The organism is Rheinheimera sp. (genome assembly GCF_037442345.1).
Taxonomy (GTDB): domain Bacteria; phylum Pseudomonadota; class Gammaproteobacteria; order Enterobacterales; family Alteromonadaceae; genus Pararheinheimera.
The window spans coordinates 27,215-40,824 of the sequence record NZ_JBBIQL010000006.1; the positions used below are offsets into that span (position 1 = coordinate 27,215).

The 13,610-nt window shown below is 59.3% G+C and carries 3 protein-coding genes; 2 read left to right on the forward strand and 1 reads right to left on the reverse strand.

Going from position 1 to position 13,610, the window contains the following annotated elements; translation table 11 throughout:
• Positions 1 to 11: 11 nt before the first annotated feature.
• Together WKJ04_RS04740 and WKJ04_RS04745 are read left to right on the forward strand one after the other, a co-directional pair.
• A complete protein-coding gene (locus WKJ04_RS04740; RefSeq protein WP_337879348.1) occupies positions 12 to 971 on the forward strand; it encodes an ATP-binding cassette domain-containing protein in 960 nt (319 codons plus the stop codon).
• Positions 968 to 2,131 carry an ABC transporter permease gene (locus WKJ04_RS04745; RefSeq protein WP_337879349.1) on the forward strand — a complete coding sequence of 388 codons (1,164 nt, stop codon included), beginning with the start codon at positions 968 to 970 and terminating at the stop codon, positions 2,129 to 2,131. Before WKJ04_RS04740 ends, WKJ04_RS04745 begins: the two co-directional genes overlap by 4 nt.
• Here the strand turns inward: WKJ04_RS04745 and WKJ04_RS04750 are convergent.
• Complete coding sequence (locus WKJ04_RS04750; RefSeq protein WP_337879350.1) at positions 2,114 to 13,609, reverse strand: amino acid adenylation domain-containing protein; 11,496 nt, start codon at positions 13,607 to 13,609, stop codon at positions 2,114 to 2,116. The two genes, WKJ04_RS04745 and WKJ04_RS04750, sit on opposite strands and share 18 nt — an antisense overlap.
• Between the last annotated feature and the right edge of the window lies 1 nt (position 13,610).

Consider the following 13,610-nt stretch of genomic DNA (forward strand, 5'->3'; position numbering starts at 1 on the left):
AAGGATCATTTATGTTACATATCGAAGCCAGGCAAATCAGTAAAAGCTATGGTGAGGTTGCCGCTGTGCAGGCCATCAGTTTTGCCATTGAGCCCGGGCAAATTTTTGCGTTGCTGGGGCCCAATGGTGCCGGCAAGTCCTCGTTGATCCGTATGCTGGTGGGGCTTACCCGGCCTGACAGCGGCGATATTCTGATCCACCAGCAGCATCAGCTTGTACCGCAGTTACCGCAGCGCAGTTATGGGTATTTGCCGGAGGACAGAGGGCTGTACCACGACAGAACAGTGCGGCAGAACCTGAGTTATATAGGTGCGCTGCGCGGTTTGGACAAACGTCAGCTGGCAGCAGAAATAGACCGCTGGTGCACCCGGCTGGATTTACTCGATAAGCTGGACGACAACCTGAGCAAGCTCTCCAAAGGCAATCAGCAAAAAGTGCAGCTGATTAGTTGCCTGTTGCACAAACCAGCCCTGGTGATCCTGGATGAACCTTTTTCCGGCCTGGACCCGGTCAATCAGGAGAACCTGCTGGTTATTCTGACCGAACTGCGTGACGCCGGTACCACAGTGCTGTTGAGCGCGCACCAGATGGCGCTGGTGGAACGGCTGGCAGACCAGATGTTATTGCTGAATAAAGGCCAGCAGGTGGCACAGGGCAGTCTGGCGGCTATTCGCCGGCAGTTGTCGCCAGAGCAGTGGTTTGCGGTGAGTTTTGCCCAGCCCGTCCGCGCCGAAGTGTTGCAGGCGCTGAGCACTGTGGCTGAACTTAAAGTGCTGTCTGACAGCGCCTTTCAGTTGAGTCTGGCTGCTGGCGTCAGTGTCAGTCCGTTGTTGCAGCAGCTTGGCAGCGCAGGCGAGCTGACCGACTTCAGCCGCATTGAACCCAGTTTGCATCAGCTGTACCTGACCGCTGTGGCACAACACAATGCACAAAACGCCCGTCAAACCCACACAAAAGGAGCAGCCGCATGACCCGTTGGACAGTCGCCGTCTTTGAATTTCAGCGGTATTTTAAGTGGAAACAGGAGCTGGTCAGTCTGGGGTTGATGGTACTGACTGTGGCCCTGATGTCGGCCTGGCCCCTGATCAAGGGGTGGGTGGATAAAGACTACAAAGTAGCACTGGTGTCTGAGCTGGCTGCGCCTAAGGTGGCCGGTTACAGCATCAGCCAGATCCGGCCAGAGGCGCTGGACAATGCCCGTGCCGGTCTTGGTGAGGTTTGGGATCTGCTGGTGCTGGTGGATAATCAGCAACTGACCCTGGTGGCGCAAAACAGCGCCAGTTGGCAAGACAAGCTGGTGCCAGAGCTGCAGCGTTGGCTGCAGCAACAGCTTATTGCGGCCATGCCGCTGGAACCGGCACAAAAAGCCATGGTGCAGCAGTTGCCCAAAGCGGAGTTTGAGTTTCTGCACAAAGACAGCAGGGAACAAAACAAGCAACAACAACTGATAGGCGGCGGCATTTTGATCCTGTTGTCGATTGGGGTCTTTTCCGGTTTTGGTTTTATGTTTACCGCCATTACCAGCGAAAAGCAGCAGCGGGTGACGGAGCAGTTGCTGACGCTGATCACGCCGTCTCAGTGGATTGACGGCAAAATTCTGGGGATTTCGTTGTTTTGTCTGAAAACCATGTTGACCACCGGCTTGTTTATGTTGGTGGTTATTCAGGCGGTCCGTATCTTGTCGGATAAAGCTTTGTTTGCTGTGCCGCTGCAGCCGCTGCCAATAGTGCTGACACTGGTTTTTGTGATGCTGGGCCTGTTGCTGATCAACAGCTTTATGGCCGGTTTTGCTGCCACCATAGACGATCCAAACCATTCCAGCCGCTCTGTGGTGATGTTTCTACCGGGCTTACCCTTGTTTCTGGTGTTCAGTGCCATGGACAATATTGAAGGTGGCATGATGCAGTTTTTAAGCTGGTTTCCCCTCACCAGCTACGCCGCCATGCCCATGCGAATGGCGTCCACGGAGGTGGCCTGGTGGCAGTGGCTGGGCTCTTTGCTGCTACTGGTCGCCTTTTTGTATTGGGCCCGGGCCGCAGCAGCCCGGATTTTCGAGCTCGGCATCCGCATGTATGGCAAAGAGCCGGACTGGTCTGTGTTACTGAAAACCTTTTTACTGCCCTCCCGTTAAGGGGGCTGAGCAGCCAAGCGCCAATAAGTCTGCCAGCTCGGCAGGCATGGCATCAAAGTGCCCGGCAGCAAAGGTTTCTATCTGCACCTGGCGGGCGTAGGCGCCGATAAAATTATCGGCGATCGGCAGATAAGCTTGTTCCAGTGCGGCCAGCACAGCGCTGGGTGGCTGTTTCGACAGCCTGGCTGCTTTGTACAGCCTGACCTGCTGCTGCAATGGCCGGCTGGCCTGATGGCGACCATTGATGTCGGTTGTTGCATCAAAGCCCTGCAATGCCTGCTGCAATGCCGTGGAGCTGGCTCTGGCCTTCGGCAGGTCAAAATAGGCGTCAATCAGCTGCACCGAGGCCAAAGGCAACTGCTGCTGTTCCAGCAGCGTGGCCAGCTCCAGCGCCAGGACGCCACCAAAACTCCAGCCCAGTAAATGGAAAGGCCCGGCGGGTTGCCAGTGCTGCAGCAACGGCAACAGCTGCAGCGCCAGGCTGCGGAAGCTGAGCTGTTGTGCTTGCTGTGGCGACTGTTCAGCCAGATAACGGTAGAAGTTTTGCACCAGCACTATGCGGGTCTGTGGCAGCCGCTGCAGCAGCGGCTGGTAAAAGGCCTCAGGGTCCCCCTCTCCGGGCGGCAATACAAAGAGGCTGTGTTGTCCGGCCGGGTTCAGCACTGTGCAAGGGCTGAATTCAGGGTACTGCCAATAACACAAAGGCAGTGCTGGCCAGGTCTGCTGGCACCACTGCAGCAACTGCTGGTTCAGCTGCCGCAGCAACTGGTCGGTAAAGTGGTCGCCAAAAAGACTGCTGATGGCCAGATGCAGCTGACCGTTTTGTTGCATCGCCAGCACAGATACAGGCTCCAGCGCCTGCTGCGAGGCCGGATAGTTGGCGCCGCTGCTTTGGGCGGCCAGTTGCCAATCATCGTCACTTTGGCCCAGCTGGCCTAAATAATTCAGGTACACCACGGGGTCCGCAGCGTCCAGCCCCAGACAGCAGGCCTGCAGGTAGCTTTGACCATACTGTTGGGACAGCCGGGCGCTGTGCTGGCATTGCATCAACAGGGCCGCCGGGTCTTGTGCCGTATCCAGCCGCAGCGGGAACAGGCTGGTAAACCAGCCTACAGTGCGGAGCAGGTCACAGCTTTGTGTGGTGCCGCTTTGCAGTGGATCCGGCTGCTGCTCAGGCCGGCCATGACTTTCCAGCCAGATCAATTGCTGTGCCTGACCTGTCAGCCGGGCCAGGCTTTGTGCCAGCGCGACCAGCAGCAGATCCTGCACTGAAGCAGAAAGCCGCGCTGCCTGTTGTTGCAATAGTCTGGTCTCCGCCACAGGCCAGCACAGCTGCTGGCGGGCCTGGGTGGTGGGCGCAGGCAAAGGCAAAGGCGGCACAGACTGCAGCAGTTGCTGCCAATACTGGACTGGATAGAGCGGCAGCAGTGCTGCCTGAGCCTGCACCCATTGGCGGTAGCTGCTGGTTTTATCGGCGAGCGGCGTGCCATGGTACAGCTGTTTTAAATCGTCCAGCAGAATACGCCAGCTGACCGCATCCAGCAGTAAATGATGGGCCGCCAGGTAAATACGGGCGCTGCCATCCGGGTAGTTGTACAGATAACCCAGCTGCAGCAGCGGGCCTTGCTCTAAATCAAAACCGGACTGCCACTGGCTTAAGTGTTGCTCCAGCTCCTGTTCTGTGCAGCGGCTGCGGTCCAACAGCCTGATCTGTGCAGAAAGCGCCGGGCCATACGTCTGGCGCCAGCCTTCTGTGGTGCGGATAAAGCGGGCGCGCAGCATATCGTGCTGATACAGCAACTGGTCGCAGGCCAGCTGCAGTCGTTGCAGGTCCAGCGGCTGCACCCGGATCAAAAAGCTTTGGTTCCAGTAAGCTGGGGTATCGATGCGGCCTGACGCCACCTGGCAGAAGAACCAACGCTGAATGGGCAACAGGTCGAAGTCGCCGGACAGCAACCCCTGTTCGGTCACCTTCTGAGGTTGGGGTTGCGCTGGTTGCAAGGCACTGGCAATACGGGCCAGGCTACGCAGCTGCATCAGTTGCTTCAGCGAGAGGGTCGCACCCGCTTGTTTCAGCAACGTCAGCAGCTGCATTGCCAGAATGGAATCGCCGCCGCTCTGGAAAAAATCATCCTTCCGGCCTGGGGTGCTGCCGGGCAACAGCTGCTGCCAGCAACGCGCCACCAGCAGCTCTGCTTCCCCTTCAGGCGGCTCGCAGCTGTCGATGAGGCTTGGCCTTGGTAAGCGGGCCGGGTCCAGCTTGCCATTGCGGCTGAGCGGCAAGGCGGCTAACTGCATCAGATGGTCCGGCAGCATATAAAGTGGCAACTGGCTACGCAGCATCGCCTGTACTGCGGTCAGGTCCAGAGGGCCGGCGTCCGGTTTAGCCACCAGGTAAGCCAGCAGTTGTGGCCGGCCACTCTGATGGCATTGGATCACCGCTACCTGCTGCACTGCTGGGTAGAGCTGCAACTGCTGTTCAATATCAGCCAGTTCAATGCGGTAACCCCGGTGTTTGATCTGCTGATCGGCGCGGCCACACAATTGCAGGCTGCCATCGGCCCGCCAGCACGCCAAATCGCCGCTGCGGTACAGCCGCTGGCCGGGCTCAAAGGGATGGGGGATAAATTTTTCTGCCGTCAGTTCCGGCTGGTTCAGATAACCACGCGCCAGACCGGGCCCGGCTATACAGAGCTCGCCGATGATGCCGGCAGGCACAGGCTGCAGTGCAGCATCCAGAATATAGAGGCTGGTTTCTGGTAACGCGAAACCAGCGTAACCTGCGACACCGGCGCTGACCCGGCCGTAGCTGGAGGTAATAGCGGCTTCGGTCACACCATATTCAACATAGATCTCAGATTCGGCAAAACGCTGTAAGGCCGCCGGGCTGGCGGCACTGCCGCCATAAATCAGGTAGTTCAGCGCAGGCAAGGCTTGTGGGTTGAGTGCATCCAGTACGGCGCCGGACAAAATTAAATGACTGACGCGCTGAAGGTCCGGGTGGTTGAAATCAATGTCCTGGGTCAGCAACAGCGTGCCACCGGCTAACCAGGCATTCCAGATCACCGCCAGTGACGCATCAAAGGCGTAGGACAGGCCAAGGTACAACACCGAATCCGGCCCAAAGCTGTACTGCTGTTGCTGTGCCAGCAAGGTGGACAGCAGCGCCTGATGCTCAACCATCACGCCTTTGGGTTGGCCTGTGGTGCCTGAGGTGTAAATCAGATAGGCCAGAGCACCTGGGTCTTCCGCCAGTTCAGGCGCGCTGGTGGGGTAATGGCTGAAATCCAGCTGATCAAGGCAAAGCACTGCTGTTGAAGTGGCAGGGGCGCAGCTGCTCAGGCTGAGCAGCAAAGGTGCCTGGCAATCCTGCAGTATATGCTGCAGCCGCTCCGTCGGGGTATCGGGCTCCAGCGGCAGCCAGGCGGCACCCACTTTTAATACCGCCAGCAGCGCCACCATCATCTGGGTGCTGCGTGGCAGCAGCAGCGGCACAAACTGGCCCGCTGTCACCCCCTGGCAGCGCAGCAGGTGCGCCAGTTGGCTGGACTCCTGGTCCAGCTGGCGGTAACTCAGGTGCTGTGCCCCCAGTATGACAGCCTGCTGCTGCGGGTAACGTTCAACAGTCCGACGGAAATGGCTGAGCAAATGCCGGGCAATGCCACTGTGCTGCGGCGCTTGTTGCGCCTGACCCATGGCCAGTGCATTGCTTCGTTCTGCCGGACTGAGCAGTGACAGGTCCGCCACCGCCTGACTGGGGTTGACCACCAGTTGGTGCAGCAACTGCACAAAACAGCGCTGGAACAGCGCCGCCCGTTCGGCGCTGAATAAAGAGGTGGCGTAATTGAGTACTGCCGACAAGCCCTGTGGCCTGTGTTCCAGCAGCAAGGATAAATCGACCTTGGCGGACACTACGGCCTCAGGTAGCTCTGCCGGGCTTAACCAGCCGAGCTGTTCACTTTTGGCGGCAAAGTTCTGTACTGAAAACATCACCTGAAACAGCGGGTGCCGGCTGGGGTCTGCAGGCAGTTGCAGCTGCTCTACCAATTGCTCAAAGGCAAAGTCCTGATGCCGCTGCGCCAGCGTCAGCTGGGCCTGCGCCTGTTGCATCAGCTGATCTGCCGCCATCTGGGGCTCTATCTGCAGCTGCAGCACCAGGTTGTTAATAAAACAACCGATCAGCGCTTCAGTGCCAGTCAGCTGGCGGTTGGCGCTTGGGGTGCCGATGCGCAGCAGCTGTTGGCCGCAGAGTTTCTGCAACGTGATGGCCCAGGCGCTCAGTAGCAGGCTGTACAAAGTCAGTTGCTGTTGTTCAGCCAGCTGCTGCAATGCGGCCGTCAGTTCAGGGCTCAGGCTGAAGTGGATCTCAGCGCCTCTGTGGTCAAAAACGGCAGGCCGGGCTTTATCGCAGGGCAGCGACAAGGCCGCCGGCTCGATAAATTGTTGCCAATAGGGCGCATGCTGCGCCAGCTGCTCAGCTTTGCATTGCTGCTGTTGCCAGCGGGCAAAATCGCGGTACTGGTACGGCAGTGCTGGCAGACGGTCGGGGTGTCCCTGGTAAAACGCATCCAGTTCAGCAAAAAACAGATCCATGCTCCAGCCATCAAAAGCAATGTGGTGCAGCACTAACAGCAGCCAGTGCTGACCGTCCGCCTGCTGCCAGAGTGCGGCGCGTAGCGGCAGTTGCTGCTCCAGCACAAAAGGCCGGGCGATAAAGGCCTGCCAGCTGGCCGCAAGCCCGGCAGGCTCGGCCCTGCAGCGCTGAAGTTCAAAAGCTGCTGGCCCCAGGTAACACTGGCAGGTTCCCTGGCTGCTTGTCTGCAGCACCGACCCCAGCACCTGGTGGCGCTCAATCAGGCGGCGCAGTGCCTGCTCCAGCCGCTCTGGCTGACAGGGCCCCAGCTGCAGCAACATAGGGATATGGTAAACAGCGCTGTCCGGCTCCAGTTGCTGTAAAAACCAAAACCTTTGTTGTGCTGAAGATAAAGGCGCCAGGTACAGATCCGAAGCGGCGACAGGGCCACTGATCTGCCGGTCTGGCGCTGCACTGCTGTCCGTCTGCTGTTGAGCCAGCAAGGCCGCTATAGTGCGCTGTTCAAACAGATCCGCCACTGTGACCGTCAGGCCCGCCTGCGCTTTCATCTGATGCACCAGTAACAGCGCTTTAATTGAGTTGCCACCCAGGCGGAAAAAATCATCATCCAGCCCTGGTCTCTGGCCCAGCAGTTGTTGCCATAAAGCCACCAATTGCAGCTCCAGTTCTGTACTGGCTTCGCGGCGGCTGTGGCCTGAACGCTCAGGCAGCGGCAGCGCTTTACGGTCAATTTTGCCGTTGCTGTTCAGCGGAAAGCTGGCCAGTTGCAGGTAACAATCCGGCAGCATAAAGGCCGGTAACTGCTGGCTTAAAAAATGCTGCAGACTGTCGCTGTTGAGGCTGCGTTTCGCACGGAAATAGGCGATAAGCCGCGGTTCGGCTTCCGGACTTTGGCACACCAGCACCTGCTGCAGCTCAGGGTAACGCAGCAACTGCTGTTCAATTTCGGCCAACTCAATGCGGTGGCCGCGGATCTTGACCTGAAAATCACGCCGGCCCAGATAGTCAAAACGGCCATCCAGCCGCTGCCGGGCTAAATCGCCGGTGCGGTACAGGCGCTGTTGCAGTTGTGCCTGGTAGACAAAACGCTCCAGATCCAGTTCGGGCCTGTTCAGATAACCCAGACTGACACCGGCCCCGCCAATACAGAGCTCACCAATGACACCAGGAGGCAGCAGCTCGCCTTGCTCTGAGCACAGATAAAGCCCTTCATGAGGCAAAGCACGGCCAATGCAGTGGGCAGGGGTGTCGGGGCTGCAGCGTTCAACGCTGCTCCAGATGGTGGTTTCGGTGGGGCCATACACATTCAGTACTGTGGCAAACCGCTGCAACAACTGCTGTTTTAAATCCTCGTCCAGCGCTTCCCCCCCAACCAGGCAACAGAGGCCGGACAGGTCCGGTGGGCCCAGCTCCAGCAGGGTGCGCAGCACAGAAGGTGTTTGTTGCAGCAGATTGATGGATTTGTGCTGCGCCAGGCAGGCATTGGCCTGCTCCAGGCAGGACAAATACAGGGTGCCGCCACGCACCAGCGGCAGGCCATACTCCAGACCAAAAATATCAAAGGTGGCGGCTGTCAGCGACAGGCAATGCACGGGCTGTTGTGCAGGCAAGGGCAGCGGAAAGTGCAGCAAAAAGTCACAGAAGCTGGCCTGACTGACCAATACCCCTTTGGGTTGGCCTGTGGTGCCCGACGTGTAGATAAGGTAAGCCGGTGCCTCGGCCCGGCAGTGCACCGGCAAGGCGGTTTTCGCTGCACCCTGGTGCAGCCGCTCTGTCGGGTTGTAGCTGTCAATGGACAGCTGTTGGGCCAGCTGCGGCTGGTCGGTCAGCAGCAGGCAGCTCTGGCTGTCGTCCAGCATAAACTGCAGCCGGGCTATGGGGCTGTCCAGGCTCAGCGGCAAATAGGCGGCGCCGGCTTTTTGCACCGCCAGCAAGGCGAGAATTAAGTGTTCGTTGCGTGACAGTGCCAGCGCCACCGTATCGCCGGGTTGCAGCCCGGACTGCTGCAGATAATGCGCCAGCTGGTTGGACGCCTCGTCCAGCTGCAGATAGCTCCATTGCTGTTGCTCACAGACCAGGGCTATGGCGTCGGGTTGCCGGCGGACCTGGGCGCTGAACAGCTGTGGCAGGGGCCGGTAACTGGACGCTTTGTCCGGTGCTGTTGGCATGGGGTCGGCCGGGCTCCACCAGTTCAGCTCTGCCACAGCGGCATCCTGATGGTCCAGCGCCGACTGCAACAGCTGCAGATAACGTTCGGAAAAACGTTGCATAGTGGCGCGGTCAAATAACGCGGTGCTGAAATTCAGGGCACCGGACAAAGTAGTGTCCTGATCGATCAGATAAAGCGACAGATCGTATTTGGCCACCTGATAACTGCTGCCGAGGTCCATCGGCTGCAGGAAAGGCGCCAGCGCTGCGCTGCTGTCGCCGGTGTTTTGCTGGCTGAACTGATCCAGCGAAAACAGCAGCTGAAACAGCGGGTGGCGCGACGGATCCTGTGGCAGGTTCAACTGTTCAATCAAATGCTCAAAAGGCAGATCCTGATGCTGCTGCGCCTGCTGCACTGTGGCATCCACCCTGGCGACCCAGTCAGACCAGCGCTGCTCTGGCTGGTATTGCAGCCGCAGTGGCAGGGTATTGATAAAACAGCCAATCAAATGCTGGCTGTCGGCCAGTTGCCTGTTGGCAAAAGGACTGCCGATCAGCAGATCCTGCTGGCCGCTGTAACGGCCGGCCAGCAGCGCAAAAGCCGACAACAACAGGCTGTATAAACTGACCTGCAGCCGGGCGGCCTGCTGTTTTAAGCCGGTAGCCAGCGGCTGGGGCACCGCAAAGATCAGGTTATCCCCCTGATAGCAGAGCCGGGCTGGTCTGGCTCTGTCGGTTGGGAAAGACAGCGGCTCGGGTTGATCCAGTTGGTGTTGCCAGTACTGCAGCTGAGGTGCGAGTTTGCCCTGTGCAAAACTGTGGCGCTGCCAGCTGGCATAGGCGGCGTATTGCAGCGGCAACGACGGCAACTGGGCCGGGCACTGCTGCAGCTGCTGGCGCAGTAACTGAGTCAGCTCCTGCTGCAGCACGGCCTGGCTCCAGCCATCAAAAGCTATATGGTGCAGCAGCAACAGCAGCACCGGGGCTTGCCCCGGGCTTTGCAGCCAGCGCACCCGCAGCGGCCATTCCTGCGCCAGATCAAAAGGGGTGCTGCACAGCTGCTGCAGATAAGGCATCAGGCCTTCAGGCGGCAGCTGCACTTCTGGCAGCTGCAACTGGTCGCTTGCCTGCAGCTCCAGTCTGGCCTCGCCCTGATCCGGTATGATCAGGCAACGCAAAATCTGCTGGCGCTCCACCAATTGACGCAGCACCTGCTGATAGTCAGCGCGCTGGCCTTGCTGCACCTGAAACAACAGCGGCACATGGTACGCGGTGTTCTGGGGGTCGTATTGCTGTAAAAACCATAAACGGCGCTGGGAAAAAGACAGCAGGCTGTTGGGGTTGTCCTGTCCGGGTTGGGACGCCGGGATTTCGGCTGTTGCCTCTGTGCTGTCCCAGTGGCTGGCGACCTGACGGATACTTTTATCGCGGAACAGCCGGGCCAGCGGGTAATGCCCACCCAAGACTTCCGACATCGCATGGCACAGCCGGATCGCCAGAATGGAATTGCCGCCGGAGCGGAAAAAATCATCGTCCACCCCCAACTGCTCAGTCCCAAGCAGCTGTTGCCACAGGCAAAGCAGGCGCTGCTCCGTGGCGTTGGCGGGGGCGCTGTGGCCGCGTTCCGGCACAGGCGGTGGGGGCAGGGCCTGGCGGTCCAGTTTGCCGTTGACGCCAACCGGAAAACGCTCCAGCGTCACAAAAATATCGGGCACCATATAATCCGGCAACTGCAGCAGCAGCGCCTGACGGGCGCTGTCCTTCTGCAGCGGTGCCGGGCTTTGGCAATACGCAATCAACTGCTGTTGTCCGGCTACAGGCTGCAGCAGCACCAGCGCCTGGCTGACGCCTGGCAACTGGCACAGCGCTGCTTCAATTTCGGCCAGTTCAATACGCATCCCCCGTAATTTGATTTGGAAATCAAAACGGCCCAGGTATTCAATGCACCCGTCCTGGCGCTGCCGCACCCGGTCGCCGGTTTTATAGAGCCGTGGCCCGGCGGCTTCAGGCTGCTCAGGGTTAAAAAACGGGTTGGGGATAAAACGTTCAGCGCTCAGCTCAGGCCGGTTTAAGTAGCCGCGCGCCACCCCGGCACCGGCAATACAGAGCTCACCGGCCACCCCTTTGGGCACCAGCCCACCTTGCGGGTTCAGCACATAGAGCTGGGTGTTTTGCACCGGGTAGCCAATAGGCACCACCGCATCGCCAGGCTGGCAGTTGTAAAAGCTGGAGTCGATGGCGGTTTCGGTGGGGCCATACAGGTTATGCAAAGTCGCCTGGCTGTTCAGCCGGTAAAACAGCGCGGCAGTGGCTGGGGCCAGCGCTTCGCCTGAACAAAACAGGTACTTCAGGCTGGCTGGCAGGCGCCGGCCACGAAACAGCAGGTCATCCAAAAAGGCCTGCAACATGGTCGGCACAAAATGCACCACAGTGATCTGCTGTTGCTCCATCAGCTGGTACAGATAATCCGGATCTTTATGGCCACCGGCCTGGGCCAACACTATTTCCGCACCCTGTGCCGTGGCCCACAGCAGCTCCCACACCGACACGTCAAAGCTGTAAGGGGTTTTTTGCAACACTTTATCGCCCGGCCCTATAGGGTAAGCGCGTTGCATCCAGTCGAGCCGGTTCAGCAGCGCCTGATGCTCCAGCATCACCCCTTTGGGTTGACCTGTGGTGCCTGAGGTGTAAATCAGGTACGCCAGCTGATGGGCGGCCGGCGCCGGCCAGCCGGGCGGCTCAGCGGGAGCAGCGGCTGAACGCTCAGCACGCCAGCTGTCGAGCGCCAGCACAGGACCGCTGTAATTCAGTTGGGCCAGTCTGGGGAGCAGCGGATTTTGGGTCAGCAGCACCGACGCGGCCGAATCCTGCAGCAAAAAGGCCTGACGCTGCTGCGGCAGTTCCAGTGCTATGGGCAGGTAAGCAGCACCGGCTTTGTGAATGGCCTGAATGGCGATAACAAGCTCCAGCGACCGCTCCAGCAGCAGCGCCACTATCGCCTCGGTCTGACCGGCAAGCGCTGGCCGCAGCTCCTGTGCCAGTGCGGAACTTTGTTGGTCCAGCTGCCGGTAACTCAGTGACTCCCCATTGAACCAGAGCGCCTGCTGCTCTGGCCGCAGTGCCGCCTGTTGCCAGAACAGAACTGGCATGGAGGCGCCCTGAGGCAGCGGCTGCCGGGTCTGGTTAAAGTCAAACAGCAGCTCGTTCAGTTCTGCCGGCGACAACAGCGGCAACTGTGCTAGCGGGGTATCTGGCTGCTCCCGGAACAGCTGTAAAATCCGCTGGTAGTGCTGCAGCATCTGGCGCACGCTCTGTGGCGCAAACAGCGCCGTGGCGTAATTCAGCTCCAGTGCCAGTCCTGCCGGGCTTTGGCTGATAAATAATGACAAATCGTATTTGGCGACCGGGTAAATCTGCTCTGGGGCCAACAGCTCCAGCTCAGACTGGGGGTCGTCCTGCTGCAGGGACAGACTGAAAAACACCTGAAACAGCGGGTGACGGCTGGGGTCTCTTGGCAGTTGCAGCTGGTCCACCATCCAGTCAAAGGGCAGATCCTGATGCTGCTGCAGCTGCAGCAACTGCTGATGCAGCTGGGCCAGCAGCTGGCGCAGGCTTTGCTCTGGCTGCAGCTGGCAGCGCACCGGCAGGCTGTTGACAAAAAAACCTATCAGCGATTCTGTGCCCTGGTAATGCCGGTTGGCAGCGGCTGTGCCTGTGACGACATCCCATTGCTGGCTGTAAGTGGCAAGCAGCACCAGCCAGGCTGACAAGCCCACCGCATACAGACTGGTGTGTTCAGCGCGGGCCAGCTGCAGCAAGTCATGGTGCTGTGCCGGGCTTAACAGCGCTGTTTCGCTGGCACCACTGTAATCAATGGTGGCCGGGCGGGCATGATCCATCGGTAATTCCAGCGCTTGCAGCCCATCCAGCTGTTGTTGCCAGAAGGCCCATTGCTGCTCAGCCAGCCCGCCCTGCAGCAGTTGGTGCTGAAAATACGCAAAATCCTGGTACTGCAGCGCAAGGTCGGGCAGCGCCAGGGGGCGGCCAGTGCAGAAATGGTCAAACAGCTGGCTGAATTCCTGCAGTAAACAGGACAGACTCCAGCCATCAAAAGCTATATGGTGCAGGCACAGCATCAAGAGTGCTTTGCCCTGATAGTCCGGCCAATAACAGGCGCGCAGCGGCACATCCTGCTCCAGGTCAAAAGGCCGGGCCGTTTCGGCTTTCAGTTCTGCGTGGATGGCACTTTCGCCTGAGGTGGTTTTTTCGACAAACTCAAGCGCTGAGGCCTCCCTCAGTTCAAGCCGGGCCTGGCCCTGGCTTGTGCGGATGCTGCTGCGCAGCACCTGATGCCGCTGCACTATGGCGTTCAGCGCCTGCTGTGCCTGCTGTGGTCTGGCTTCTGGCAGCCGGATCAGCAGCGGAATATGGTACGCCATGCTGTCCTGCTGGTACTGCTGCAAAAACCAAAGTCGCTGCTGGGCATAAGACAAAGGCCAGGGCCCGGCCAGGCCGGGGTAAATGGCCGGCAGCGTAAACTGCTCCGAATCCGCGCCAGCGGCACGCAGCAGCGCTATCAGCTCGGTTTTGTGCACTTTGAGCTGCGCCAGCCACTGCTCTTTGTCGGCCAGCGGTTGGCGCAGGCTGAACTTCAGTTTGTCTTCATCGCCCTGGCGTTCGGTCCACAGCAACATGCCAAGCGCATTGACCTGATACAACAATTGCAATGCCGTCATG